Origin of the sequence: Metabacillus sp. 84 (assembly GCF_050107715.1) — a bacterium.
Taxonomy (GTDB): Bacteria; Bacillota; Bacilli; order Bacillales; family Bacillaceae; genus Metabacillus_B.
This window is the reverse complement of record NZ_JBNILN010000001.1, coordinates 769,695-795,606: the sequence shown is the minus strand read 5'-3', so window position 1 is coordinate 795,606 and position 25,912 is coordinate 769,695. Positions and strand designations below refer to the sequence as shown.

Genomic DNA, 25,912 nt, shown 5'->3' with positions numbered 1-25,912 from the left:
CATTCAACTTATCGTTTTGAAAGCTCTTCAACAAAAGCAGCCACATTCATCTTGCTCTTCATGGCCGGTGAGTACACCATGGAGAGTTTTCTTTTGAAGGTGTGATCCTTTAATGGGATGATGGAGAGCACTTTATTGGTTAAATCCCGTTCGATTACATGGAGGGAGAGAAGAGACAAAGCCTCCATTCCGCTGATCAGGGTTTCTTTTATCCCCTGGTTGCTGCTGATGGTCAGAAAGGACTCGACCTTTAATCCATTGGAGCGGATCACATGCTCCAAATACTCACGGGTACCGGACCCCTCTTCCCTTGTTACCCATACCTGGTTGTGCAGGTCTTCAATCCTTGCTTCTTTTCTTCCCGTCAGCTTATGTCCCTTTGGAGCCGCAATAAACAGTTCATCATCCATAAATGGCTCAACAAGCAGCTCCTTTTCATTCGTCTGGCCTTCAATCAACCCGATATCGACCTTGAACAAACGGACCGACTGAACAATTTCTTCTGTATTTCCAATTACAACCTCAAGCTTCAGGTTTGGATATTGAGCCTGAAAATCAACAAGGAATGAGGGCAGGATGTATTCCCCGATCGTAAAGCTCGCTCCGATGGTCAGCTTCCCTTTTACATCGTGATGATGCTCAAGAATATCCTGCTTCGTCTGTTCGTAAATATGGATGATTTGCTTGGCCCGTCCATATAAAATTTCGCCGGTTGGAGTAATCTTCAAGGATTTTGGAGATCGGATGAAGAGCTTTGTCTGAAATTCTTTCTCCAGGTTTTTAATGTGCAGGCTGACACTCGGCTGTGAAATATGGAGAATTTCCGCAGCTTTTGTGAAATTTTTGACTTCTGCAAGGGTTACAAAGGTTCTGAGTGCGTCATAATACATGCTGATCCCGCCTCTTTCTACTTAGTCTTGTATGAATCATTATACATGTGGTAAATGATGGGATTTGGAACGGGCGTTTTTCGCGGACATGCGGCAGTTGAAACGATTTTGGCCAATGCCTCCGGCCCCTGTCGCAGGTAAAGATTGGGGACGGAGGGGATTAATTCTTTCCCTTACTCCCCCGGCACTTTTAGAGGAGAGGGGACGGAGCAATACCAGCAGACATAATTAGGGTCGGAGGCTGCCTCCGACCCCTTTTTCCCATTATGTGGGGGACGGAGGTGCACACCCGTGATCGCCTGTGCTACAAGGTGTTGTTTGCAATGGGGACGGAGGTTTAGCGCTTTAGCACGGCGAGGGTCGGAGGCAATGCTAAATCCGACTATTAATTTATTTAATAATAACCATTACTATTATATATTTAACTAATAACAAAATCACCTTTAAACTATAGAGAACAACAGAAGGAAGTGAGACTTCATGGAAAAAACAGCTGTTAAACCAATGAAACACCCTATAAATACCGGCTGGCTCAAAGGAGTCGGCATTACGCTTCTGCTGGCAGCGGCGGCTCACTATGCAGCAGGCCTGCCCTTGTTATCTATGCTTGGACCCCTAGTTCTTGCACTGTTAATGGGGATGGTCTGGCGGGCGTCGTTTGGCATACAGGAGAATGTCTTACCGGGCACTGCCTTTTCCAGCAAAAAGCTTTTGAGAGCCGGCATTATTCTGCTTGGCATGAGACTGAACCTTGCGGATGTGTATCATGCGGGATGGAGTGTGCTCGTCATTTCCATCATTAACATCATCTTTGCACTTGTAATCGTATACGGACTGAGCCGGAAGCTTGGGGTGGATCGCAAGCTCGGTCTGCTGACGGCCTGCGGAACGGCGATTTGCGGGGCGGCAGCTATTGCGGCTGTTTCTCCCCAGCTGAAGGCGAATGAGGAGGAGACTGCGGTCAGTGCAGCAGTCATAGCGGTACTTGGAACAATTTTTACGCTCGGCTACACCCTTTTTTATTCCTTGCTGAGCCTGACGCCTGCTGAATACGGGCTGTTCACAGGAGCTACCCTCCACGAGGTTGCCCACGTTGTAGCCGCTGGCGCTGCAGGGGGCGGGCAGGCGGTTGACAGTGCTGTAATTGCCAAGCTGACGAGAGTGGCTTTGCTGGTTCCGGTTGCACTTGTACTAGGTTTTATCATGCAAAGAGACGAACGCGGAAAAGAGAAGCGGACTCTTTCTCCTGCATCTGTCCCTTGGTTTATATTCGGCTTTCTGGCTATGGCCGGACTAAATACGTTGGGAATTGTACCCGAATCGGCTGCTAAGGCCATGACAGAGCTTTCCTATTTGCTTATTGGAATGGCGATGGCGGGCCTTGGAATGAATGTCCACTTCCGGAGTTTCCGCCGTCTGGGCATGAAACCGTTCCTCGCAGGATTGATAGGGTCCGTCCTTCTCTCCGTGCTCGGCTATGGTCTAGTGAAGCTATTCGGCTGATCGCAGCGGTTTTTAAGTCTGTTTTTGCGGGAAGAGTATGTTTAAGCATGGTGTTGTTTTTTTACACCTGTTGATTAACAGCCAAATTTGGCAGAACTTTAAGGAAAAATAAAAAATATTGATTAGCACTCTTGATGATAGAGTGCTAATTTTATAAACTGATAGAGCAGACATATACTAAATAGGGCTAAGGAAAGGAGATTTTTCCATGGAAAAAAAGCAATTCCAGGCAGAGTCAAAAAGATTGCTGGAGATGATGATCAACTCAATCTACTCTCAAAAAGAAATTTTCTTGCGTGAGCTTATTTCCAACTCAAGCGATGCCATCGACAAAATCTATTACCGGGCACTGACAGACGACACTTTGACGTTTAATAAAGAGGGCTACTACATAAAGGTTTCGGCAGATAAAGAAAACCGGACGCTGACCATTTCTGATACAGGAATCGGAATGACGAAGGAAGAGCTCGAAAACAACCTGGGGATCATTGCAAAAAGCGGATCTCTTGCTTTTAAATCCGAGAATGAAGCAAAAGACGGCCACGATATTATCGGCCAATTCGGTGTAGGATTTTATTCAGCCTTCATGGTGGCGGATACGGTAACGGTTTTGACAAAGCCGATTGGCAGCGAGGAAGCATACCTTTGGAAATCGGAAGGGGCAGACGGCTACACGATCGAAACAGCAGAAAAAGAAACGGTCGGGACAGAGATTGTTCTGACGATTAAAGAAAATACAGAGGACGAAAACTATGATGAATACCTGGATGAATACCGTTTAAAATCCATCATCAAAAAATACTCCGATTTCATCCGCTACCCGATCAAAATGGACATCACGGAAAGCAGGCTGAAGGAAGACAGCGAAAATGAATACGAAGACTTCATGGATGAACAGATTGTCAATAGCATGGTGCCAATCTGGAGGAAGAATAAAAGCGAACTGACCGATGAGGATTATAAAAATTTCTATTCCGAGAAGCGCTATGGTTTCGATGAACCGCTGAAGCATATTCATATCAGCGTCGATGGTGCGGTCCGTTACAATGCCATTCTTTTCGTGCCGGAACAGGCACCTTATGATTACTATTCAAAGGAGTTTGAGAAAGGGCTGGAGCTGTATTCAAACGGTGTATTGATCATGGAAAAATGCTCAGACCTTCTTCCTGATTATTTCAGCTTTGTGAAAGGAATGGTCGATTCTGAAGATCTTTCCTTGAACATTTCACGTGAAATGCTGCAGCATGACCGCCAGCTGAAGCTGATTGGCAAAAATATTAAAAACAAGATCAAAAGCCAGCTTCTCGGCCTGATGAAAGAAGACCGCGAGAAGTATGAGAAGTTTTATGCTTCCTTCGGCAGACAGCTGAAATACGGCGTATACAGTGATTTTGGTGCAAACAAAGAAGATCTTCAGGATCTGCTTATGTTCCATTCCTCGGCAGAGAAAAAGCTGGTTACCCTTGCCGAGTATGTATCCAGAATGCCGGAGGATCAAAAATACATCTATTATGCGTCCGGTGAGAGCCACGCCCGCATTGAAAAGCTGCCGCAAACAGAGCTTGTTTCCGAAAAAGGCTACGAGATCCTCTACTTTACAGACGAAGTGGACGAGTTCGCAATCCGTATGCTGACGGCTTATAAGGAAAAGGAATTCAAATCTGTTTCAAGCGGTGACCTGGGGATCGAAGACACAGAAGCGGAAAAAGAAGCAGAGACAGAAGATGCTGGCAGCAAAGAGCTGTTTACCCGTATGAAGGAAATCCTCGGAGGGAAAATCAAGGATGTCCGCATCTCCAAACGCCTGAAATCTCATCCTGTCTGCCTGACTTCAGACGGAGAAATTTCTATCGAAATGGAAAAGATTTTGAAAGCCATGCCGGATAGCCAAGGCGTGCAGGCTGATAAAATTCTTGAAATCAACCCGAACCATGAAGTCTATCAATCCTTGAAGGATGCGTTCGGAAAAGATGAAGAGAAGCTCACGCTCTACACAGGCTTGCTTTATAACCAGGCTCTATTAATTGAAGGCCTGCCCATCCAGGATCCGGTTGAATTTACAAACGATATTTGCAAAATAATGGTGTGACTTACCGCACGGGGGAACGATTCCCCCGTGCGTTTTTTATAGAATGCCATAATAAGTAAATATGCTAGTATAGAAGTAATCAGACAAGATAAAAGAGGGGGACTCCCAATTGGCAGTGCTGGTTTACTTATTAATGGCAGCGCCGTTTCTAATATGGCCTCTATTCGTATTGAAGCGGTTTTTTGAAAGCTTCGGCTGGAAGCAAAGTAAAAAGGAAGCAGGATGTTTGAATCTGGTCACAGCCGTCTTTGGCTATTTAGCTGTAGCCGTTTTTCATATGCTTGACAGCTCGAACGCACCTGCTGGGCAGCCATTAACCCAATATATTGATACAAAATTAATCAGTGTTTACTCATCGCTCGCACCTGCGGAAATCTACACGTTTCAGGGCTGGCAGCTGGCCGGTCTCATCGCCTGCTGTGTTCTGGGCGGGTCAAAGGAAAGGGTTTCTCCCATCCTGTATGCGATCTGCAGCTCCATTCTCGGGCTGAATCTCCTTTTTACAGTGAACTATATGGTCCATACTGTCTTTCAATCCAATCTCTATACGTTTCTCCTTTCGGCCTCACTCGGATTCACAGGCCTGCTTTATCTGGCTGTGATGAAAGACTCGATGGATCGGATGATGGACAGCTTTGAAAGGGACTCCTATCAAGGGGAAAAGAAGATCATCCGCTGGATTTACCAGCAAACAAGCTCGTACCGCAGGCTCACGGGATTAACCGCTTTGATGCTTTTCCCGGCCCTGTTCGTTCTGCAGCTGATCCTCGTTCTGTTCGGACAGCGTCCAGATGGGTTTATCCGGATCTTCTTTGATACGAGCAGCTATTTGTATTCTCGAATTCCGGCTCCGCCGCCGGTCATCATCGAAGGGGATGCCCACTATTTGTGCACCGTATCTCTCAAGGGGCACAAAAGTCTGGTCAGACCGATCCGGGCAGGAATAAGAAATGGAGAGCGAATCTCAGTCAATCGGCAGCTGCTGATTGCAAATGCCTTTGAGCATCTATTGGAGGAGTATACGCCCACCCTGCACCGGAAGATCAGAAACTTTTATGACAAATATGGATATCCGCTCAGCCGCCACATCCGGTCAAGCTGGTCCGCGGACGCCGTTTACCTTCTCATGAAGCCGCTTGAGTGGATGTTTCTGCTGGTGCTTTATACGTTCGATTCAAAACCGGAGAATAGGATTCATATTCAATACAGCAGCCTGAGAAAGTAGAACAGCACCTTTTCATTTTAATTCCTGCCCGTTCCTCTATATAATGGTCTCTAAACAAAAGGAAAGCAGGAATGGCCATGAGCTTGCAATCACACGCCCAATACTTTGATTCATACCCGTCCCTTGCCCTGCTTCCGCTCGGCAAGAAGAATAAAGAAGTCCGCTCCGCCGGTCATAAACAAGAGCGCGCCCTCCTAAACCGGATCCAGGAAAGCCTGGATGGTCTTGTCCTATCGGAAGAGGAAATCCAAAAGCTACAGCATTTTCTAAAGCTGGACCGCCAAGCGTTTTTCCCCGTTTTTCTTAACCGGCAGGAGCGGGTCCATCCGCACCTGATGAAACCGGAATCCTTTTTATGGAACGATTTTTCAAATGCCCATGGCATCCCGCAAACTGAAGAAGCCTTCTATAAAGGAAATTATCCTGACATGACTAAGGACAATCTCCATTCACATGTGAAGAGGGTGGTTCGGGATTTCTTATTTTGTGCGGACATTTCCATGAAAAGCAAAGAGGAATGGGAGCAATTGATTGAACAAAGCTATGAACAGCACCCGTTTGTAAGATTCGCTAAAGAGAAAAAGGGTGTTACAGAAGCGGTTGAAAGAATGAACCGTTCCTCTCTCGTTTCCCTGTTAACCCCCCCGGAGGAAGTTTCTTACTGGAGACACCGGGTGGAAATTGTTATGCGTCCCTACAGAAATCTCCCGGAGCCCTGCAGCCATGAAAAAGAAATGCAGTTTGATTCAGAGAATCAAATGATCATTCAACTTTGCGAGCTTTGCAAACATAAGCGATTGTTCCATGTGAAACATTCGAGAGTTGAGCTGGAAGAAGAACCGGATATGGACCGGGCCATCAAAAGGATCGCGACCATTGAAAGGCAATTCAATGAGATCGCCGTCCAAAACGTCCAGCTGCTCAAAGATCTAGAGCAGATAAGCCTCTGGAAACATAAGCTCTCCGGTCTTTTGGAAGCAGTTGTACTTAAAGAGCCGTTAATGCGGTTTCCAATAAGACCCGAAGTAACAGCTACTCCGTTTTTACTGTTCTCGGAGCAGCTTCTGCAGGCTGACATTCCTGAAGGCCGTCAAAAATCAGAGCTCATCTGGCTGTCACAATTTGAGCTTCCGGCCATTTCCATGCTAAAGGAAGTCCGTTCACGCTCACTGGAGGAAGCACAGGAAGAGCTGGACGGTTTAACAGCACAGCTTAAAAAAGCAAACGCTGTGGAGCCCTTTGATCCGCAAGACATCTGCATCCAGGTGAAAAACCAAAGGTTAACGTTCGGGCAGGTATTTCATATCATGGGGGAACTAAGCCGCTCGCTAAAGGAACAGCCCCTTCATCTCGCCGCCCAGCTCCTCAAAGGCAGAACCTCCTACCAGGTGAGGGACCAGGAGCTGGACCAGACTCCGCTGTACGGGTACTTAAAGGACTGGGAGGAAAAAGATATTCAAAAGGCATTTAAAAAACTCGAAAAAGAAGGCTGGATTATAAAACAGCCGAAGGGGTATGAGGCAATATGGCAGTAAGCAGAAGAATCCGGAGCTTTCCTGCTGGAGGTGAATGGCGGTGTGTAAAAGTGCCGGAGCTTTACCGCTTTAAAGAGGTGGGGGACAGAGACACATCTCCGTCAGACCTTGTGCACCAAGGCCTGACGGGTCAGGTGCCGGAGCTTTAGTGCGGCAGTGAAAGTGGGGCCAGGCACGGTGCCAGTCCCGCACTGCTTTAACGCAGGCGGGGACAGAGACTCGAACCTTCAATGTATTGCGGCACAAGGAATCGAAAAGATGGTGCCGGAGCTTTAGCGCTTTATCAGAGTGAGGGCCAGGCACTCCGTCTTACTCCCGGCTGCTTTTTTTAATGATTTGGTTAACTACCTGACTTAGATCCCCGGGCTTATGAAACTCAATAGGGGAGAAGCCTTTTTCAAATAGGATGGACTCCGCTTCGATAACCGCAACATACCGGCCATTGATTTTAGATAGGTGAATATTCTCTCCAAAATCTGATAGCAGGCCTTTAATCTCCGTATCACCAAGCTTCATTTTCAGCTGTGCCTCAGGTGTATGCTCCACAATCTGGGCGGCTGCTTCAACCACCTGGCTTGTATCAAGGCGCTCTTGAATTTCCCTTTTTTCGCTTGCTTCCCAGATTTCCATGTCCTGCTCAAATTGCTGCCGCTCTTCGCTGTGTTCCCCGAAGGTTTCGAGTACATGCTCCTGCACCATCGACATCACTTGTGTTTTCATAATTTCCGGCATGGATTCCCCATACTCCACATACTTCAGAAAGTCTTCAAAATACCGTGCATGGGAGGCTTGATGGATTTTCAGCTCTGACTCCTCTGTCATCCCTTCCTCCGGCATAAAAGGGTATTGAATGGATTTCATGTTTTTGGTTGTGATGGCCATCTCCACTTTGCGGATCAGGGCCGATTCATCTGCAATGGAAGCGACCTTTGGCTCAAAGTCACATTTTAAAATAAACACAAAGGAATCGTCGAAGTATTTTCGCGGAACGGCGGAAGCCACGATAAAGGCTCCGCCCCGGACGGCGCTTGTATCGAGGTACGTTCGGACGAGCTTCTCACAGCCTTCGTTAAACTCCTCTTTCGTCCCGGCAAACCGCAGGCGGTGAAGCATATTGTAATTTGGATTGGAATCCAGATCATAGCCTGGCTCAACGGCAAAATGGCCGATTTTCGTCGGAACCTGTTCAGATGGCGGATGCTTTTCAGCTTTTCTTTTCACGATCCGCTTTAGTTCACCGTCAAGAAAGTCCTTCAGCGCACTGGCCTCGAACTCCTCCTGATCCAATGTTTGGTAGTGTTTAAATCTCTTTGAGTCCTGGTCCTCTGCCTGAATGACATAAAAGGATAGAAACCGCATAGTAAAATCCATGTTTTCAGCCCCCGCTTTCAATTCTTCAAGTATAAGAAACTGGAGGAAATCCGTCAATTTGCCGGAGCTATTAAATTCCTGTGCTTGACCGTATAATAAACGGAGGACATTTTAGGAAAAGAGGCTAACCCGTTTTGAGTAAAAGCAGCTTCAGAGATTTTGCATTAAGCGAAGAGATTGTAAAGGCATTGGAGGATTTGGGCTACCATTCCCCGACGGAGGTGCAGGATAAGGTCATCCAGCCTGTTTTGGATGGTAAAGACGCAGCCGTTAAATCAAGAACAGGAAGCGGAAAGACAGGCGCTTTTGCCATTCCGCTCTGTGAGCTGGTGGACTGGGAGGAAAACAAACCCCAGGCACTCATTTTAACCCCGACACGCGAGCTTGCTGCCCAGGTGAAGGAAGAGATCATGAACATCGGCCGCTACAAGCGGATTAAAGCAACAGCGGTATACGGCAAGCAGCCGTTTGACCGCCAAAAAGCCGAGCTGAAGCAAAAAAGCCACATGGTTGTAGGAACTCCGGGGCGTGTTTTGGATCACATCCAAAAAGGGACGCTTAGACTGGATCAATTAAAGTATTTTGTCATCGATGAAGCGGATGAGATGCTGAATATGGGATTTATTGAGCAGGTTGAGGCCATTATCAAGGAGCTTCCTGGAGAACGGACCACGCTGCTGTTTTCTGCCACATTGCCGGAGGATATCGAAAAACTGTGTCACCGGTATATGAACAATCCGACAGATATCGAGATTCAATCAGGGGAACAGGCTGGAGGCCGGATTGAACATTCTCTTTATATTGTTCAGGAGGAGGAAAAATTCAGGCTGCTGCGGGATGTGACAGTGATCGAAAATCCGGACAGCTGCATCATGTTCTGCCGCACGAAGGATCGGGTGGACGAGCTTTTTGACATGCTGGACCGGCTTGGATATACCGTTGATAAAATCCATGGCGGAATGGTTCAGGAGGATCGCTTCGCCGTCATGAATGAATTCAAGCGGGGTGAGTTCCGGTATTTGGCGGCCACGGATGTAGCAGCGAGGGGCATTGATATTGAGAATATTACCCATGTCATCAATTACGACCTCCCGCTTGAAAAGGAAAGCTACGTTCACCGCGCTGGAAGGACGGGACGCGCCGGCCGCTCAGGAAAGGCCATCACCTTTGCGACTCCTTTTGAAGACCGTTTCCTCGCAGAAATTCAAGAATACATCGGATTTGAGCTGGATAGAAAAGATGCACCTGCCAGGGATGAGGTAAAGGAAGCGCAGCCCGCTTTTGATGAAAAAATATCAGAAGAACCGGAGCTGAAAAAGGATAAAAGTGCAGTCCTGAATAAAGGAATCATGAAGCTTTATTTCAACGGAGGGAAGAAAAAGAAAATCCGAGCTGTGGATTTCGTTGGAACCATCTCCAAGCTTGATGGGGTCACCGCACAGGATATTGGCATTATTACTATTCAGGACAACATCTCCTACGTTGAAATCCTGAACGGAAAAGGCCCTCTTGTCCTGAAGGCAATGAAGGAGACAACGATTAAAGGAAAAAAACTGAAAGTCCACGAAGCCAGGAATTAGAGATGCTTCATGAGCCCGGAGGCTGGCTTTGAGTTCGGTCACGGGCTACGGCCAGGCATCTGGCAGTAAAGACCTCCGTCTCCCGATCCGTTAATGCACAGAGGGACAGAGGAAAACATCTCCTATCTTTACTCCCCCAGACCTTTTGACCGGCAGGGGACGGAGGAAAACCAGTAGACATAATGGGGGACGGAGGCAGCCTCCGTCCCCTTTTTCCTGCGTATAAGGGGACGGAGCAGAAAACCCGTCATCCCTTGTGCGGCAAGGTGTGAATCGAAGTGGGGACAGAGGTTTAGTGCTTTAGCAGAGTGAGGGTCGGAGGCAGACACCTCCTGATAAGGTCTTTTTACCTGTCTATAAAACTATTTATGTAAATTTTTGAGTTTAAATCGCATTTTAATGTGGTAAAAGAACTAGAAAATACATAGTTTTTCAGATAAGGAGACAGAAATGAAAAAAATGTGAGTTTTATACCAGTAGTTCTTATCCTTTTTTTATCCGCATGCTCAAGCCCCTTGCAGGAAGAAATCATGGAGTATACAAACGAACAGCTTCCTGAGATGATCGACATCGAACAGGAAGCAATGAAGACCTATGAAAAAGCGGCAGGCGGAGCGGTCGATGAGAACGAAATAGCTAAAGTCATCGAAGAAACGGTTGTACCGGCATATACCAAAATGTCAGAGAAAGCGAATGCACTTGAGATTACGGATGAAGAGCTGCAGCGTCTCCATGAACGATTTACAGCAAGTATTGAGGAAAACATGAAAGGCATTGAGCTTATGGCAGATTCCATAACCAATCAGGATGAGGCTATGCTTAAACAGGGAAGTGAATTGCTTGATAAGGTATCCAGCGAAAGGAAGTCCTTCAAGGAAGACCTGGAAGCCTATGCCATAGAAAATGACCTAGAAATGGAAGAGCCAAAAGAATAGGAATTCCTAAGCCCCCGTCACGGCCGATGGGGGTTTTATGATATGCTGAAATGGCACCCAATCTTATAGCTTGGAGGTCTTATGAAGGAAACCATTATTTTTATACACGGACTGACGGGTTCTAAACGGGCATTCAGGAAACAAATCGATTACTTTAGCCATCATTTCCATACGTATGCTTATGATTTATTAGGCCACGGGGAGGACCGCGGCAGACAGACTGATTTTTCACTGGAGGGCCTTACCCGCCAGCTGGAGGAGCTGTATGAGCGGGAGCAAATTGAAAAGGCTCATCTATGCTCCATCAGCTACGGCTGCTATCCGAGTACGATTTTTGCAGCAAAATATAAAGAAAAGGTATCCAGTTTATGCTATATAGGGGGCCACTATAATTCAGATTCTCCTTTAACCTACGTGCTGCAGCATTTCAGGGAGCACCAATATGAAAACTATCCAGAGTGGCTCAGACGCTATTCAAAGGACCTTTTTCCTAAAAGCGGGGTTGTGGATCCGTATGCCCTCATTTCCTCTAAGCTTTATTATAAATATGGGCTGGAGCTTCATGAGGATGTATTAAAAAAGGCAATCGATCACAGGCTTGAGTATGATTTAAGAAGCGATCTTGAAAAAATAGAAGTACCCGTGCTATGGGTCATGGGAGACCATGATAACCTGTTTAAATCCGGCATAACCGACCTGGGCGAGGTAGTCCCTCATGCCGTTTATAAAGAGATTCCTCACACTGGGCACGCAGCGAACATGTTTCGGCCCTATGCGTTCAGGCGAATGTATGCGGAATTTTTAACTGGAGAGCTAAAATCTTGACTGATCTAAACTTGAACGGATGGTGAGGACATGTCCACGCTTGCGGAAGTCATGAAAATGCTGGAGCAGCTTGCCGACGGGCATAAAGCGGGACGCATGAACGGCCGCAAAAAAGCGCTCAGAGCATGGCTCTAAAGCGCTTTGTGTACCCGTATTGAACCTTAGCTGTCTGAAATCCCTGCCAGATGTCAGGCCCGCTCCTCAAAAAGCTGGGAAATCTTTGCGATTACCTGAACGGACTTCAGCATGTTATCCACGGAAGCAAATTCATACCGTCCATGGAAGTTCTCGCCGCCTGTAAATAGGTTTGGCGTCGGAAGCCCCATGTAGGAGAGCTGTGAGCCGTCCGTACCGCCGCGTATAGGGGAAACGAGCGGTTCAATTTCGAGGCTTTTCATTGCGTCGTAGGCGATGTCTACAATTTCTTTAACAGGCTCGATCTTCTCCCGCATGTTGTAGTATTGATCGTTCATTTCCAGGAGGATGCGGTCCTCGCCGTATTTTTTCTGGAAGTCCGCCACCGTTTGTTCCATTCGTACTTTCCGGTCAGCAAATTTGTTTTTATCGTGGTCGCGGATGATGTAGCTGAGCTTCGTTTCCTCCACATCTCCCGTGATGGAAGTGAGATGGAAAAAGCCTTCGTATCCTTCGGTCGATTCAGGAGCTTCATCAGCTGGCAGGCTGCTGTTGAATTCCATCGCAATTTTGGCGGAATGGATCATTTTATTCTTCGCTGTGCCGGGATGAACGTTTTTGCCTTTAATGGTGATTTTGGCTCCGGCTGCATTGAAGCTTTCATATTCAAGCTCGCCAAGCGGACCGCCGTCTACTGTGTAGGCAAACGAGGCACCGAAGGCTTTAACATCGAACCGGTGAGGCCCCCGTCCAATCTCTTCATCCGGAGTAAACGCCACGCGAATCTTTCCATGCTTGATTTCGGGGTGCTGGATCAAATAATCCATCGCGGTCATAATCTCAGCGACCCCGGCTTTATTATCTGCTCCGAGAAGGGTTGTCCCATCCGTTGTAATCAATGTGTGGCCTATGTAATGTTTGAGGTTCGGGAACTCCTTTGGAGAAAGAACGATGTTCAGGTCCCGGTTCAGCAAAATGTCTTCACCATCATAGTTTTCCAGGATTTGAGGATTCACGTTTGTGCCGGTAAAGTCTGTAGCTGTATCAACGTGCGCCAGAAATCCAATGACTGGAACGTCCTTTTCTGTATTGGATGGGAGGGTGGCCATTACATATCCGTTTTCATCCATTGAAACCTCTTCCATTCCGAGTGCCTGAAGTTCTTTTGCCAGTCTTTCAGCGAGGATAAGCTGTCCTGGAGTGGATGGACAGGTATTGCTTTCTTCATTGGATTGGGTATCCACTTTAACATACGAGATAAAACGCTCGATTAATTGCTCCTTCATGAAAAATCCTCCTCTAACCGTCATGTTTCTATTCTATCATCAATAATGGCTGATAGCCTGTTATCGTCGGAATGTATAGAAAGTTTAGTTTGTTTATCGCTGAAGGGGCAGAGCCTATTGCTCTGGTCCTGCAGCAATCAGTCTGGCAGATCCAGTCATCAAAAATGAACAAAAAAAGCGCTGCAGGGCATTGGCTCCCATACAGCGCGTTTTAACAGGCTTATTTGCTTTCTTTCAAAATCTTGAAGATTTTCTTTGCCTGATCTGTATTATCAATAAGACCGGCAAATTGCTCTTTTCCAGGGCCGTAAGCGTAAACCGGTACTTCTTCCCCGGTATGGCCGGATGTGGTCCAGCCTGTGAAGGAACGCTTGTTGAAAATCTGCTCGATGGCATTATCGATTTCCGTCATGTTCTTCTTCTCAGCTGCAGCTTTCACACTATTGATTTCCGCTTGTGTCAGCTCGAGCGCAATGTTGTCTTTTAGGACCTTTTCAGCGTCCATTCCTTCCATGATTCTTGCAGCCATATAGTCGGGTGTTTTTTTCGCGGCAAGAAGAGGCTCCACTTTAAAGTTGTATTCCCCGCCTGCTCCCATTGAAAAACCGCCGGTAGAGTGGTCAGCTGTCGCAACGACTAATGTATGCTTGTCCTTTTTCGCGTATTCAATGGCTGCTTTGTATGCTCTTTCGAAGTCTTCCATTTCGCTCATTGCGGCAACGATATCGTTGTCATGGCCGGCCCAGTCAATCTGGCTTCCTTCGACCATTAAGAAGAAACCGTTTTTATTTGTGCTCAGCTGCTTGAGAGCCACGCGGGTCATTTCCTCAAGAGAAGGGGTTTCTGCTTTTCGGTCAATCATTTTATCCATACCGCCGTCAGCAAACAGGCCGAGCAGTTTGGTGTTTCTGTTTTTCATCATGTCTTTTTTATTCGTAACGTAGTTGTAGCCGTCCTTTTTGAAAAGCTTAGTTAAATCGCGGTCGCTGCGGACAAAGTTTGACTTTCCGCCGCCAAGCATCACGTCGATTTTGTGGCTGCCTTTAATCATTTCATCATAGTAATCGTCCGCGATTTGGTTCATGTTTCTGCGGGATTCATCATGGGCGCCAAAAGAAGCAGGGGTAGCATGTGTGATTTCGGAAGTCGCAACAAGACCTGTGGACTTTCCTTGGGATTTTGCCTGCTCCAGTACTGTCTTAACTTCAGAAAGGTCATTATCGACAGCAATAGCATTGTTGTAGGTTTTAACGCCGCCTGACATAGCTGTTCCGGCAGAAGCGGAATCTGTTATGTTTTGGGCAGGATCGTCAGGATGGGTGGTTTGCATACCGACCAAATGTTTATCAAATGCGGTCAGCTCGATGTCTTCTGTACGCGGGTTATCCTTCATATAACGGTGCGCAGTCGTATAAGTCACGCCCATGCCATCACCAATAAGGAAGATAACATTCTTAATTTTCGGATTTTTTTCCTTAATCTTCTTTGCGATTTCTTCTTTAGCCGAAGATTTTTCAGCATGGGCTCCCTGGGGTGTAAAAGCTGCGCCGATTAGAGTGCCAAGGGCAAGGGCGGAAACAGTGGCGATTGGAACAATCTTCTTCTTTACTAATCCAGTAAATTTCAATTTTATTCCTCCCATTATGAAAATATGTAACTATTCTCATAATAGGATAATAATGTGTATTCTCAATTACGAACATGTAAAGATGCTATATAGTGTTTGTAAAGCATGGGTTAATCGAATCGGGACGTATATACTGTTCTATATTGAGTTCAAATACTGCAAAGAGAATCAACCCGGCTGCTTTTTCTCTGGTCAGCCGGATATCAAGAGCCTTCAGGCTGCAGGGGAGCTTTGCACCGTGAATGAGGGAATCAATTGAATCCCGGGTAATGAACTGCCGGGCAAGGGCAGTATGCGCAGGTTCACCCTATTCTGCCTCGTCCGGAGCTGCTCCCCTTAAGGCTTCAGCTCAAAGAGGCTCCGAATGGCTTGCTAGAAAGATGGCTGCGATGCGGGGAGCTTTCTCCTGTAATGGGTTGGTGACATTCCAGTAAGTGATTTAAAGGTTTTGCTGAAATGTCCCTGATCATGAAAACACAGGATCATACTAATTTCAAAAATGCTTTTGTTTGTAGTGGAGAGGAGGATTTTTGCCCGTTCGATTTTAATTTTTTTCGCGTATTTCATAATGCTGATGCCCATTTCCTTTTTAAAGCAGGAGGAGGCATAGCCGGCTGAAATTTCGAGATCCTCAGACAGCTTTCTAATGGAAAGATGATGTTCAATATTCATGTGCAGGTAAGGAAGAATTTTGTTTGCTACAAAGCTTTCCGCTTCGTCCAAGTCGCCAATGAAGAGGTCAAAATAGGCAGCTGCCATTTCAAGTTCAAGGGAATGAAGGTCGGAGAGGGATGATTGTTTCGATATGGAAGTGTAAAATCGGTTGTATACACGGTGAAGGTAGCTCTTGGCAGCGCCTAGCTTCATCATTTCCCGGGTGTAAACAGCATTCCAGATGTGGAGGTCAATTTTCTTGGAGACCGCAGATAAAAATTGCTTCTCTTCCTCAATCTGTTTGGAAGCAATCCGTTTAAGCATTTCTGTTTTGTTTCTTGATTCAATAAGATAAACGGCATCCAGGGTAAAAAGCTGGGGATCGGAAAGGTACGTTTCATTCATACGTTTATACACCTCGAAAATCATAATCTCTATCCATTATAGTCCATTCCTTGGTAAAGGAAGAAAATTTTATGTAAAGGTGTTGTTAATTTGAATAGATATGCAGTTTACCTAAATAAGAGGTTTCGTTCAAACGGGTTTTGAAATGGGAAAAACCGCTGCTCTATTTGAGGCAGCGGCGTATATAAGGGGCATTGGCAGCAACAGCCAGGCTGCCATTGGAAACTTTATTGCTCTTTATCCGGCAGAGCCCATACTGAAACGCTCTCGCCGTTTACAGGAAACGTGCCGAAGCCGTCTTCTCCGATTTGTACTTTATCCTCTCTTGTTCCAGTCATATCGACCCAGACTTCACCTGCGCGATGCTCGCCGGCAAACATCCTTTTTTCCCCTTCATCTCCGTTAGAAATGACTACTGCACAGCCGGAGCGTTCCATTTCATCGGTGCCCATCCGGATCCATCCGATTGTATTCGGATGGTCAAAGTAATCATCCTGATCGCCATAGGCTTTGCTGGATCTTGCGTAGAGAAGGGGATCAATGGCTATTTTCTTCCCTTCAACCGGCTCCTCGCCGCCTATTCCGTAATAATCCCCGAAGAATACACAAGGATACCCGTCTTTTCGAAGCAAAATTAAGGCATAGGCACTTTGTTTAAACCAATCGCCGACCCATGACTCAAGGGCTTCATTTGGCTGGGAATCATGATTGTCGACAAACGTGACTGCATTCATAGGGTGTGACTGGACAAGTGTGTCTTCAAAAATCGTCGACAGATCAAAGTCGCGTCCCGTTAATGAAGCTTCGTGCAGTTTATAGTGGAGGGAGACGTCAAATAGATCCATTTGATAGTCAATCTGATCGAGAAATTCCTGACAGGCAGCAAGCTCGGAGTTCCAGAATTCACCGACCATATAAAAATTCTCACCGCGGTGGGCAGCGGTTTCCTTTGCAAAGTTTTTAATAAACTCATGGTTTATATGCTTAATGGCATCCAGTCTGTAGCCGTCGCAGTCCAATGTATCCGCAAGCCATTTGCCCCATTCAATCATTTCCTTCTGGACATCAGGGTGGTCGTAATCAATATTGGCGAACATGAGGTAATCATAGTTGCCAAACTCGTCGTCTACATTTTCATTCCAGTCTTTGTTTTTGCCAAGAATACGGAAAACCCCGGTCCGGTCCTGCTTTGCATCATAGTCGGTTCCGTTAAAGTGCCCGAAATTCCATTTAAAGGAGGAATAGGTGTCTTTGCGTCCGGGAAAGGTGAATTTCGTCCAGCCTTCGATGTCAAACGGGTCCGATATGACCTTTTCACGATTATCCGGATCGACTTCCACCACTTTAAATGTTTCCGTTTCATCAGCTCCTGCCTTGTGGTTCATCACAACGTCTGCATATACCTGAATCTCATTTTCGTGACAGGCGGCAATGGCTTCCAGCAGCTCTTTCTTCGTGCCGTATTTTGTACGGGTGGTACCCTTTTGCTCAAACTCGCCAATATCATAAAGATCATATATCCCGTATCCTGTGTCTTCAGCTGATTGTCCTTTCGTAACAGGTGGAATCCATACAGAATCAATGCCAATTTCTTTTAATTCAGGGGCCATCTCTTTAAGCTTTTTCCAATGCTCCCCATCTGCCTTTAAATGCCACTCAAAAAACTGCATCATCGTATGATTCTGCGGCATACCCATTCCTCCCGTAATTAGCTCATCTAATGATAAATAGCCTAAAACAGGGTGCTGGTAAACCTTTACGCAGGAAAAATTTTGCTCTCCCCTTTTTTATTTTCGTTCCAAGTGCCTAAAAAATGACGCTGGCATTCCCTCAAAAATCATGATAGGATTTTCTAGTGAGCTTAATACTGACTATTGATAAAAAAGAAATTTTTATCTAAAATCTTATGTAAGCGATAACAAAAAGAGTTGAAGCTGATCTAAATCCTTTGCAATTTCAGCGTTCTCGGCAATTTAACAAAAAGCCCCTTCCAGCCGGAACATTCTGTCAATATAGGATTATTCAGCTATAAACTCAGCGCGTTTTTTGGTCAGAAGGGAGAGGGGAAACATGCAAAATCAGCAAAACAACGAATTGAAGCGGGGGCTGGAGGAAAGGCATATTACCCTTATGTCGCTCGGTGCAGCAATAGGGGTAGGCTTGTTCCTTGGATCCGCAGCTGCCATTGAGCTTGCAGGGCCTGGAATTTTGCTCGCCTACGCATTTGCAGGAATGATTATGTTCTTTATTATGAGAGCACTTGGCGAGATGGCGATCCAAAAGCCTGTTGCCGGCTCTTTCAGCCGTTACGCCAGGGATTACCTTGGGCCGCTGCCTGGGTTTTTAACGGGGTGGAATTACTGGTTCCTATGGGTTGTTACGTGTATGGCGGAAATTACAGCTGTGGCGAAATACATGACGATGTGGGTGCCGGAGGAGCAGGTCGCACCGTGGATATGGGCGCTGCTCGCCTTGATCATAATGACTTCTGTAAATTTCCTGGCCGTTAAAGCATACGGTGAGCTGGAGTTCTGGTTCGCCCTTATTAAAATTGTGACGATTATTGGAATGATCATCATCGGAGCCGGCATTATCATCTTTGGAATTGGCAATGGCGGAGTGGCTACCGGTATCTCCAACCTTTGGAGCAATGGGGGATTTTTCCCGAATGGCATTGAAGGGGTTATGCTGTCACTGTCTATGGTCATGTTTGCCTTTCTTGGAATTGAGCTGATCGGTGTGACAGCAGGGGAGGTAAAAAATCCTGAAAAATCTTTGGCTAGAGCGATTGATACCGTGTTCTGGCGCATTTTGATTTTCTATGTCGGTGCTCTTTTTGTCATTATGTCCATTTATCCTTGGGACCAGATTGGAACCCAGGGGAGCCCGTTCGTGTTAACCTTTGAAAAACTGGGCATTCCGGGCGCAGCCGGAATTATTAACTTTGTCGTTTTAACGGCGGCCCTGTCCTCCTGCAACAGCGGAATCTTCAGTACCGGGAGAATGCTGTTTAACCTTGCCCAGCAGGATGAAGCCCCCAAATCTTACAGCAAGATCACAAAAGGGGGAGTGCCGGGACTGGCCATCCTCACTTCTGCTGCCGCCCTGCTTGTCGGTGTGGTCCTGAATTATCTCGTGCCTGAAAAAGCCTTTGTGTGGGTAACAAGCATTTCTACATTTGGGGCGATTTGGACATGGGGAATCATCCTTCTGTCGCAGATGCGCTACCGCAGGTCATTAAGCCGGGAGCAGGTAAAAAATCTGAAATACAAAATGCCGCTGTTTCCCTATGCAAACTATATCGCCCTTGCCTTTTTAGGGATGGTTGTCGTACTCATGGCATTCAGTGCAGATACAAGAGTGGCTCTGATCGTTGGACCGATATGGTTTGCGCTTCTGCTGGCTGTCTACTTTGCCAAAGGATTTCATAAAAGAAGTGTGCAATAACCAAATAAAACAGCTGGCGGTTTTCATTCCGTCAGCTGTTTTCAGCTTATATAAAACCGGTCAGGAGCCCACACAGCAATGTCCCTGCCCGGAACCGCCACAACGAGCCAGGTCTCATCGTCGTATTGCACGCCTGCCTGCCAGCACTCGTATAATCCGTGAGAACCATTTACAAAAAGAACAGAGCCATTCTCCAGCGTGATATAAAGATGCGGTGTTTCTTCTCCTAACCTTATATCCGCAACTTTTTTCCTTCTTATCCTATAAACTCTGGAGTATTCTTCATCCTCCGAATCATTTTCCATTTCATCCTCATTCGAAGGGTATATCTGAGGCGGCTGATCAAACACACACCACTTTGATTCAATGTTTAAATAGAGCTGTCCGCCATAGTCCTCTGTGTTTTCATAATTGGTGAAATAAATCTTAATAGCAGCCGGTGAAAATCCAAACTGCACTCCGTCAACCTGGGCTCCTGAAAAAAGATGCCTTAATACATCCTCCGCAAATACTTTATCCTCTTTAAGCATGTTTTGGACCTGCCTTACTATATCCTTTTTGTCACCATTTCATTTGCTGCAGTAATATGACGAACAATTTCCCAAATGGAATGTGCGCCGGGGACAGGGCGGTTGAATGCCATTTCGTATCCTGCTCCCTCCAGAGCCTCCACTATAGAGAGCCCGTGCCAGGCCCTGCCTTTACAAGGCTTTTCAAGCTGCAGGGCCATCCGTCTGCCAGGTTCTTCGGCTCTATAAGCCAGGAGTTTCAGCAGGTTACGAATTAAAAGAGAAGAATTCCTGCTAAACAGCCTAATCCGTATCCGCACATTACAATTGCCGCGGCAATAAAGGTATAAAGACAAGCCCGGATAAATTCCGGCTGTTTTTGTACCAGGTTAGCCGCGACGCGGAAGGTTCTATCCATTTCTCATTCCTCCAAAAAGTGAATCACTTCTAAGGGAAGGATATCTGGTATGGAACGGAAAATCAATAGGAAAAAACCCCGTGTTTTCGACACAGGGTCAAATTCCATTATGCGATGGTAACACCGACAAGAGATTCGGGTGGATGACCGAGGGAGAGCCGGCTGATTTTTGAGAACCCCGTCTCATGATATTGACTTAAAAGTTTGCGCAAAACAGGAAATTCAGGTTCCATTTTCAGCTTTTGCACCTCTTCTTTATAGAGCGTTAAAACGGATTTTTCTGCTGTGCTTGGGTAGTAGCGGCCAGGTTTTTCATCCAGCAGCATGCTTCCCATAAAATGATGTTTAAACTGCAGCTGACGTGTCAAATTCACCAGATGAATCCATTTGCTGAACAGTTCCGGATATCCGTCTTTCATTTTTTCCAGCTCAGCTTGAAGCATTTGCAGATCTTCCATGTTTGAAGCAGCAACCATTCCTATCCCCGCCCTTTTTTTATTCGTAATCCCATGGCTTGTTTAACGTAATATTTTTAGCGAGCTCCTTGCTTTTTGTTCTTCTGAGCTTTCTCATTTCCGCACGTTGATTCGCTGTTTCATAGAGGAATTTTTCTTCTTCGGTTTCAGGAATAACCTGCGGAACCGCAAGGGGTTTTTTGCTCTCATCCAGCGCGACAAACGTGAGAAATGCTGTAGCTGCAATTCTTCTCTCGCCCTTGATCATGTCCTCCGCTATCACCTTGCAGAAAATCTCCATTGATGTACTTCCTGTGAAGGATACAAAGGATTCAATGCATACAGAGTCCGTTTGATGAATCGGGCATAAGAAGTCAATGGAGTCTGTCGATGCAGTTACGCACTCCTTGGCCCGCGCATGCCTTCTCGCAGAAAGAGTGGCACAGCTGTCCAGCTTTTTCATCAGCACACCGCCGAACAGAGTGTTGTAGTTATTTAAATCGCAAGTTAATACTTGATCGGTATTAACAATACGGCTTTCTTTCGCTCTTTTTGCTTCCATTCCGTCAGATCCCTTCTGTCCTGTCTCAATGGCAGTCTTGTTATAGGGCTAGTGTAGTATGAGAAAAAATGTAAGTAAAATGGTTGTTTTTTATTCTTAGGATTCCATGTGTCTATGTAAATGCTTCCAAATTGGAATGATAGAACGGGGGATTGCGAGGATAAAATAAAAAAAACACCTAATACCACTCTTTAAGCGAGCGTTCTTAGGTCTTAATCGGGCCGTATCCGGAAGCAGCGTTAGGTATACAGCTCTACGGTATCTTTAATTGCTGTTTTACGTAATGAAGCCATTCTTTTGCGGCGAAGGGGAGGTAGTGGTCTTTTTTCCAAATAACGGCCAAATGCCAGCTTATAGCCGGGTCCACGATCTTTACTGAACGGACTTTATTAGAAAGGTGCCGGCATATGCTCTCAGGGAACATGGCTGCTCCGAGTCTGCACGAGACCATCTCTTCAATAAATTCCCATTGAGAGCTTTCAGAGACGACCTTTGGCTGAAATCCTGCGCTGTTGCATGCTGTCAAAATGCGGTCATGAAGGACAAAATCTTTATTAAAAAGAATGAACGGCTCGGATTCAAGCTCGCGAAGTGTAACTTCTTCCTGTTCAGCCAGCCGGTGATCCGGATGCAAAACCAGCCTGAAATCCTCTTCCATATAGGAAAGGCAGGTGAATTCATCTTCATTTGCCGGCAGAACAACAATTCCTGCATGAAGACCGCCGGAGGCGACCTCTTCCTCAATTTTTTTCGAGCCGTCTTCAACTAAATGGAAGGTAATATCCGGATACTGTTCATGAAAGGAGCCAATCATCTTCGGAAAAAAACCGGTATCGATAATAGGTGGCAGCCCTAGGCGGATCACACCTTTTTTCAGGCTCAGCAAATCATCGAGCTCCATTTGAAGGTTACGGAAGGCATGATCAATCAATTTAGCCTGATCATAGATCACCTGTCCCGCATCCGTTAAAATGAGCTTTTTGCGGGAGCGTTCAAATAGCGTGACCCCGAGTTCTTCTTCCAGATTTTTAATCATTTTGCTGATTGTAGGCTGTGTAATGAACAAATGGTTGGCGGCCCTTGTAAAGCTCTTAAATTTGACGACTTCTATGAAATATTGCAAATGCTTTATGTCCATGATTTTCACCCTCATCTTCATCCGGATACATTCATCTTAGCAAAGTTTGCGCTATTCTTCACAAGCCTTTTGCATGATTCAGAAATTAGGAATATACTTATTCTAACATGGTAAGGAAAGCGGGGAGACTTGAGTGGAAACAGCAAACATAGCAGACCGGGCAAGCTCATTAAAAAGGATGCTGCGCCATCAGACAATCGATGCGATTTTAAATGAACTGGACGGCACCATCATGAATCTTTCCCGGGAAATGAGGCTGGAAAAGTATCGTAAAATGGCAGAGAGTCCATTTAGATTTTTCAGAGGAAGCGCCTATTTGTTCTATTTTGATGTAACGAAAATCCCTTTTTCTTTTCATACACCGGAGGACAAGCCGATTTGGATACAAGGGGATCTGCATATTGAAAATTTCGGAGCCTTTCAAAATGAAAAGGGAGATTTCGTATTCGATGTAAATGATTTCGATGAAGGAACAATGGGCTCTTATTTATATGATTTGCTGAGAATGTCGGCAAGCATCGCGCTTTTTTGTGAAGCGGAAGGGTACACCGAGGAAGAGCAGGAAGCAAGGATTCACACGTATTTAAAGGCTTATACGGATCAGATGAAACGATTTGCCAAAGGAAAAGATGATCCTGTAACCTTTTATTTCACTTCGGAAAACTCAAAAAATCCAGTCCGGAAACTGCTGAAAAAATTAAAAAAAAGAAGAATGAATAAGCTGCTCGATGACTATACAGAACTAAATGATCAGGGAGTCCGGAGCTTTAAATGGTCAGAAGAAATCCAGCACGCCTCTGAACATGAATCGGTAATGATCAAAGAAGCATGGAAAGACTACATCGCGTCTTTAGATAAAAATGACCAAAGGGATCTCTCTTACTACAAAATCAAAGATATTTCCAAAAAACTTGGCTCGGGTACAGCTTCTATCGGCCTTGACCGTTTTTATGTCCTGATTGAAGGGGACGAAGGGGAACATGGCCTGGACGATTTAGTACTGGAAGTAAAAGAAGTCCGTGCGCCCATTCCAGGATATTTTCTTCCGGCAGGAAGGGAATTTTGGGAAGAGCATGCCCATCAGGGTGAAAGGGTGATATCCACCCAAAAGGCTATGCACCATCATGAGGATCCTTTTCTAGGCTACGTAACAATGGAGGGGCGCCACTTTTATATCAGGGAACGTTCCCCCGTTAAAAAAAAGCTGAAGGCTAAGCATATTGACGGGCCCCAGCAAATGGATGAAGCATTGGATACAATGGGAAGAATTACAGCCAAAATCCATGCAAGAGCCGATGCAGATTTAGCAGATTCCTTCCTTACCCATCACAGTGAAATGGAAATATTAAAAGCGATCGGGTCTGACACACGCCGGTTCGCCGATCAGATTTCGTTCACGGCAATGGGGTACAAGCGTCAAACCAATGCAGATTACGCGATCTTTTGTGAATGGCTCAATCAATACGAGAATGAGGAGCAGTAAGTACCTGCTTGTGCTTGAAACCAGGTATGGATGATGGAAGAAAGAGGGCATGGTTTTGATAGGTTTGGGCCTTAAGCCCTTGCAGCAGTATGGCAGTGATGCCAGGGGACAGAGTGATTCTGATCACTCAAAAGCCCTTCAAATACATCATAATAAAACCCCCAAATTCTTGGGGGTTTTTTATGCTGTTTCTATTGCTGTACAAACGTTAATAAATATTCATCCTGCATGAGGACAGCATAAGTTCCATCCGGATTGCGGAGGACGTTCACAGTCGCTTCTTTTGCGGGTTCCAGTGAGATCTTACCGCTGTATACCTTTGTAAGGATATCTAAATACTTGTCGCCAAATTCCTGTCCGGACATCTTTCCTTCTTGAAAGCTTGTAATTGCGTCTGTCAGGTCTTTTGAAAGGAGCTTGGTTTCACTGAACCCTTCAATACTCAGAGTAACTGTATAAGAGGTGCCGTCTTCGGCTGATTTTGAATCTACTATCTCGTACTTCGTCTGTGAAAGAGCATTTTTAAATGCAGCTGTTGCTTTTTCCAGTTTTCCGGGTGATGGCGCAGCACCAAATGATTTAAGTGCATTCGTTAAATTGGTTTCAAATGCCGCAATAAAGAATCCCTTTTGCTCTTCGGCGCTTTTCTTCTTCTGATCATCGCTTTCAGCATCAGGAGCTTTGCTGATGTAATTATCTGTGTTTTGATAGACGGTCGCTTGAATGAGCGCATCTACATATTTTGCCGCCTCTTCTTCATAAGCTGCATTGTCTTCGCTTTCTCCAGGCTCTTCAGCGGGTTCTTCGGAAGGCTCTTCAGCAGGTTTTTCAGCCGGTAATTCTTCTTCCGATTCAGGCTTAGCGATGTCTTCCAGCTTATTGTGGGATGAATAAATATATTCTTTCCTGTGATCAATGTTTTGTGTTTCATTTTGTATTTTTTCAGAGAAGATCTGGTGGATAATGAGCTTGGTCATAAAATTTGTTTCTTTGTCGATTGTGATCGAGATATCATACTTTTTAAGGCGGATGTTCTCTTGCTTTTTATTATCTGATTGATCCGCTTCAAAGAGATTTTTGTAGTAATCCGCTCTTTCTTTCTCTAATAGGGATTGTTTTTCCTCGTCTGTCCCGTTGAAGGTTAATACATAGGAATGATCGGTTTCAGACTCCATCTTAAATTTATTTTGGAGTTCCGGATCAATCCCTTCTAGATAGGCAATGTAATCGCGTCCCATATTAAGCTCTTGCTCCGAGAGGTTTCTGTAATACTCTTCTTCCCCCTCGTTCATCTCTGAATTTTCGCCTTCTAGACCTAGAATCCCGGAACTTGGATCGATATAGATTAAGTTCCCGTTATCATACTCTTTTAATGTTTTCTTATTTTTAAAATCCAGTTTTTGTGTCCCCTTATAACTCTGTTTTCCTTTGTTCTCAATCGTAAATTCCACCATTACATTGTCCAGATTTTCTTGTGCAGTGGATGAACTTTCGATTACGTTTTGTGGAGCTGTTCCGCATGCACTTAAGATCAGCAGGGGCAGGATCGCAGCCCACCAGAATTTTACGTTTTTCATCACGTTCCCCCTAATTTCGTGTTACTTGCTACCAATCTTCTATACCCATAAGATTGAATAAATAACATAAAAATACAATTTAATAGTTGTCATTTTTATGGAATCGAAAGAAAATGTTCTTGTAAACAATAATGTATACATGTTTACAAAAAGTATCTATTTGTTTACATATATGTTTACAAGTAAACAAAATCGAACACAAGCTTTCGTGTCGGTATGTTTACAAAATTGTAATCAAGTATACATAAATAGAAGAGTTGTAT

At 45.4% G+C, this 25,912-nt stretch carries 21 protein-coding genes; 9 read left to right on the top strand and 12 right to left on the bottom strand.

All coding sequences use genetic code 11. The features are described 5' to 3' along the window. Positions 1 to 8 precede the first annotated feature (8 nt). Positions 9 to 890 carry a LysR family transcriptional regulator gene (locus ACQCV8_RS03890; protein WP_426843226.1) on the bottom strand — a complete coding sequence of 294 codons (882 nt, stop codon included), beginning with the start codon at positions 888 to 890 and terminating at the stop codon, positions 9 to 11. 480 nt (positions 891 to 1,370) lie between these two features. Between ACQCV8_RS03890 and ACQCV8_RS03885 the strand changes: the two genes are divergently transcribed. From ACQCV8_RS03885 to ACQCV8_RS03870, 4 genes are all read left to right on the top strand, one after another. After that, entirely contained in the window at positions 1,371 to 2,393 is a 1,023-nt protein-coding gene (locus tag ACQCV8_RS03885) for a YeiH family protein (RefSeq protein WP_426843225.1), read from the top strand. Between the two features lie 208 nt (positions 2,394 to 2,601). After that, positions 2,602 to 4,482, top strand: a complete 1,881-nt coding sequence (gene htpG, locus ACQCV8_RS03880; RefSeq protein ID WP_426843224.1) for a molecular chaperone HtpG — start codon at positions 2,602 to 2,604, stop codon at positions 4,480 to 4,482. 115 nt (positions 4,483 to 4,597) lie between these two features. Next, on the top strand, positions 4,598 to 5,707 hold the full coding sequence (locus tag ACQCV8_RS03875) for a DUF6688 domain-containing protein (protein WP_426843369.1): 1,110 nt from the start codon (positions 4,598 to 4,600) through the stop codon (positions 5,705 to 5,707). Positions 5,708 to 5,784: 77 nt separating this feature from the next. Then, on the top strand, positions 5,785 to 7,242 hold the full coding sequence (locus ACQCV8_RS03870; RefSeq protein WP_426843223.1) for an RQC-minor-2 family DNA-binding protein: 1,458 nt from the start codon (positions 5,785 to 5,787) through the stop codon (positions 7,240 to 7,242). Positions 7,243 to 7,551: 309 nt separating this feature from the next. Here the strand turns inward: ACQCV8_RS03870 and ACQCV8_RS03865 are convergent, their stop codons facing one another. Then, positions 7,552 to 8,613 carry a DUF3900 domain-containing protein gene (locus tag ACQCV8_RS03865; protein ID WP_426843222.1) on the bottom strand — a complete coding sequence of 354 codons (1,062 nt, stop codon included), beginning with the start codon at positions 8,611 to 8,613 and terminating at the stop codon, positions 7,552 to 7,554. 134 nt (positions 8,614 to 8,747) lie between these two features. Between ACQCV8_RS03865 and ACQCV8_RS03860 the strand changes: the two genes are divergently transcribed. From ACQCV8_RS03860 to ACQCV8_RS03850, 3 genes are all read left to right on the top strand, one after another. Continuing rightward, on the top strand, positions 8,748 to 10,193 hold the full coding sequence (locus ACQCV8_RS03860; RefSeq protein ID WP_426843221.1) for a DEAD/DEAH box helicase: 1,446 nt from the start codon (positions 8,748 to 8,750) through the stop codon (positions 10,191 to 10,193). A gap of 530 nt (positions 10,194 to 10,723) precedes the next feature. Beyond that, positions 10,724 to 11,128 (top strand): hypothetical protein, encoded by a 405-nt coding sequence (locus ACQCV8_RS03855; RefSeq protein WP_426843220.1) that lies wholly within the window; start codon positions 10,724 to 10,726, stop codon positions 11,126 to 11,128. An 81-nt stretch (positions 11,129 to 11,209) separates the two neighbouring features. Continuing rightward, positions 11,210 to 11,953 carry an alpha/beta fold hydrolase gene (locus tag ACQCV8_RS03850; RefSeq protein ID WP_426843219.1) on the top strand — a complete coding sequence of 248 codons (744 nt, stop codon included), beginning with the start codon at positions 11,210 to 11,212 and terminating at the stop codon, positions 11,951 to 11,953. Between the two features lie 188 nt (positions 11,954 to 12,141). Here the strand turns inward: ACQCV8_RS03850 and pepT are convergent, their stop codons facing one another. From pepT to ACQCV8_RS03830, 4 genes are all read right to left on the bottom strand, one after another. Further along, positions 12,142 to 13,374, bottom strand: coding sequence for a peptidase T (gene pepT / locus ACQCV8_RS03845; RefSeq protein ID WP_426843218.1), 1,233 nt, complete (start codon positions 13,372 to 13,374; stop codon positions 12,142 to 12,144). 220 nt (positions 13,375 to 13,594) lie between these two features. Then, positions 13,595 to 15,001: an alkaline phosphatase gene (locus ACQCV8_RS03840; RefSeq protein WP_426843217.1), complete on the bottom strand. Its 1,407-nt coding sequence runs from the start codon at positions 14,999 to 15,001 to the stop codon at positions 13,595 to 13,597. A 372-nt stretch (positions 15,002 to 15,373) separates the two neighbouring features. Next, the gene (locus ACQCV8_RS03835) at positions 15,374 to 16,060 is read right to left on the bottom strand and encodes a helix-turn-helix domain-containing protein (protein WP_426843216.1); all 687 of its coding nucleotides are present in this window, start codon (positions 16,058 to 16,060) and stop codon (positions 15,374 to 15,376) included. Positions 16,061 to 16,287: 227 nt separating this feature from the next. Beyond that, the gene (locus ACQCV8_RS03830; protein WP_426843215.1) at positions 16,288 to 17,751 is read right to left on the bottom strand and encodes an alpha-amylase; all 1,464 of its coding nucleotides are present in this window, start codon (positions 17,749 to 17,751) and stop codon (positions 16,288 to 16,290) included. A 379-nt stretch (positions 17,752 to 18,130) separates the two neighbouring features. Between ACQCV8_RS03830 and ACQCV8_RS03825 the strand changes: the two genes are divergently transcribed. After that, the gene (locus tag ACQCV8_RS03825) at positions 18,131 to 19,507 is read left to right on the top strand and encodes an amino acid permease (protein WP_426843214.1); all 1,377 of its coding nucleotides are present in this window, start codon (positions 18,131 to 18,133) and stop codon (positions 19,505 to 19,507) included. A 41-nt stretch (positions 19,508 to 19,548) separates the two neighbouring features. Here the strand turns inward: ACQCV8_RS03825 and ACQCV8_RS03820 are convergent, their stop codons facing one another. From ACQCV8_RS03820 to cidR, 5 genes are all read right to left on the bottom strand, one after another. Next, positions 19,549 to 20,037: a hypothetical protein gene (locus ACQCV8_RS03820; RefSeq protein ID WP_426843213.1), complete on the bottom strand. Its 489-nt coding sequence runs from the start codon at positions 20,035 to 20,037 to the stop codon at positions 19,549 to 19,551. 253 nt (positions 20,038 to 20,290) lie between these two features. Continuing rightward, on the bottom strand, positions 20,291 to 20,434 hold the full coding sequence (locus ACQCV8_RS03815) for a hypothetical protein (protein ID WP_426843212.1): 144 nt from the start codon (positions 20,432 to 20,434) through the stop codon (positions 20,291 to 20,293). A 107-nt stretch (positions 20,435 to 20,541) separates the two neighbouring features. Next, positions 20,542 to 20,910 carry a hypothetical protein gene (locus tag ACQCV8_RS03810; protein ID WP_426843211.1) on the bottom strand — a complete coding sequence of 123 codons (369 nt, stop codon included), beginning with the start codon at positions 20,908 to 20,910 and terminating at the stop codon, positions 20,542 to 20,544. A gap of 19 nt (positions 20,911 to 20,929) precedes the next feature. After that, positions 20,930 to 21,451, bottom strand: a complete 522-nt coding sequence (locus tag ACQCV8_RS03805) for an acyl-CoA thioesterase (protein WP_426843210.1) — start codon at positions 21,449 to 21,451, stop codon at positions 20,930 to 20,932. A 253-nt stretch (positions 21,452 to 21,704) separates the two neighbouring features. Continuing rightward, positions 21,705 to 22,589 (bottom strand): cidABC operon transcriptional activator CidR, encoded by an 885-nt coding sequence (gene cidR, locus ACQCV8_RS03800; RefSeq protein ID WP_426843209.1) that lies wholly within the window; start codon positions 22,587 to 22,589, stop codon positions 21,705 to 21,707. A 133-nt stretch (positions 22,590 to 22,722) separates the two neighbouring features. Between cidR and ACQCV8_RS03795 the strand changes: the two genes are divergently transcribed. Continuing rightward, the gene (locus tag ACQCV8_RS03795) at positions 22,723 to 24,072 is read left to right on the top strand and encodes a DUF2252 domain-containing protein (protein ID WP_426843208.1); all 1,350 of its coding nucleotides are present in this window, start codon (positions 22,723 to 22,725) and stop codon (positions 24,070 to 24,072) included. Between the two features lie 191 nt (positions 24,073 to 24,263). Here ACQCV8_RS03795 and ACQCV8_RS03790 read toward each other — a convergent pair whose 3' ends face one another. Further along, positions 24,264 to 25,649 (bottom strand): DUF6612 family protein, encoded by a 1,386-nt coding sequence (locus ACQCV8_RS03790; protein WP_426843207.1) that lies wholly within the window; start codon positions 25,647 to 25,649, stop codon positions 24,264 to 24,266. Positions 25,650 to 25,912: the final 263 nt, after the last annotated feature.

Coding starts and splice junctions, on each gene's coding strand:
- ACQCV8_RS03890 (WP_426843226.1), bottom strand. CDS start 890: ATGTATTATGACGCACTCAGAACCTTTGTAACCCTTGCAGAAGTCAAA.
- ACQCV8_RS03855 (WP_426843220.1), top strand. CDS start 10,724: ATGGAGTATACAAACGAACAGCTTCCTGAGATGATCGACATCGAACAG.
- ACQCV8_RS03805 (WP_426843210.1), bottom strand. CDS start 21,451: ATGGAAGCAAAAAGAGCGAAAGAAAGCCGTATTGTTAATACCGATCAA.
- ACQCV8_RS03815 (WP_426843212.1), bottom strand. CDS start 20,434: ATGGATAGAACCTTCCGCGTCGCGGCTAACCTGGTACAAAAACAGCCG.
- ACQCV8_RS03865 (WP_426843222.1), bottom strand. CDS start 8,613: ATGGATTTTACTATGCGGTTTCTATCCTTTTATGTCATTCAGGCAGAG.
- cidR (WP_426843209.1), bottom strand. CDS start 22,589: ATGGACATAAAGCATTTGCAATATTTCATAGAAGTCGTCAAATTTAAG.
- ACQCV8_RS03835 (WP_426843216.1), bottom strand. CDS start 16,060: ATGAATGAAACGTACCTTTCCGATCCCCAGCTTTTTACCCTGGATGCC.
- ACQCV8_RS03810 (WP_426843211.1), bottom strand. CDS start 20,910: ATGGTTGCTGCTTCAAACATGGAAGATCTGCAAATGCTTCAAGCTGAG.
- ACQCV8_RS03790 (WP_426843207.1), bottom strand. CDS start 25,649: ATGAAAAACGTAAAATTCTGGTGGGCTGCGATCCTGCCCCTGCTGATC.
- ACQCV8_RS03870 (WP_426843223.1), top strand. CDS start 5,785: ATGAGCTTGCAATCACACGCCCAATACTTTGATTCATACCCGTCCCTT.
- ACQCV8_RS03885 (WP_426843225.1), top strand. CDS start 1,371: ATGGAAAAAACAGCTGTTAAACCAATGAAACACCCTATAAATACCGGC.
- ACQCV8_RS03850 (WP_426843219.1), top strand. CDS start 11,210: ATGAAGGAAACCATTATTTTTATACACGGACTGACGGGTTCTAAACGG.
- pepT (WP_426843218.1), bottom strand. CDS start 13,374: ATGAAGGAGCAATTAATCGAGCGTTTTATCTCGTATGTTAAAGTGGAT.
- ACQCV8_RS03825 (WP_426843214.1), top strand. CDS start 18,131: ATGCAAAATCAGCAAAACAACGAATTGAAGCGGGGGCTGGAGGAAAGG.
- ACQCV8_RS03830 (WP_426843215.1), bottom strand. CDS start 17,751: ATGCCGCAGAATCATACGATGATGCAGTTTTTTGAGTGGCATTTAAAG.
- ACQCV8_RS03820 (WP_426843213.1), bottom strand. CDS start 20,037: ATGCTTAAAGAGGATAAAGTATTTGCGGAGGATGTATTAAGGCATCTT.
- htpG (WP_426843224.1), top strand. CDS start 2,602: ATGGAAAAAAAGCAATTCCAGGCAGAGTCAAAAAGATTGCTGGAGATG.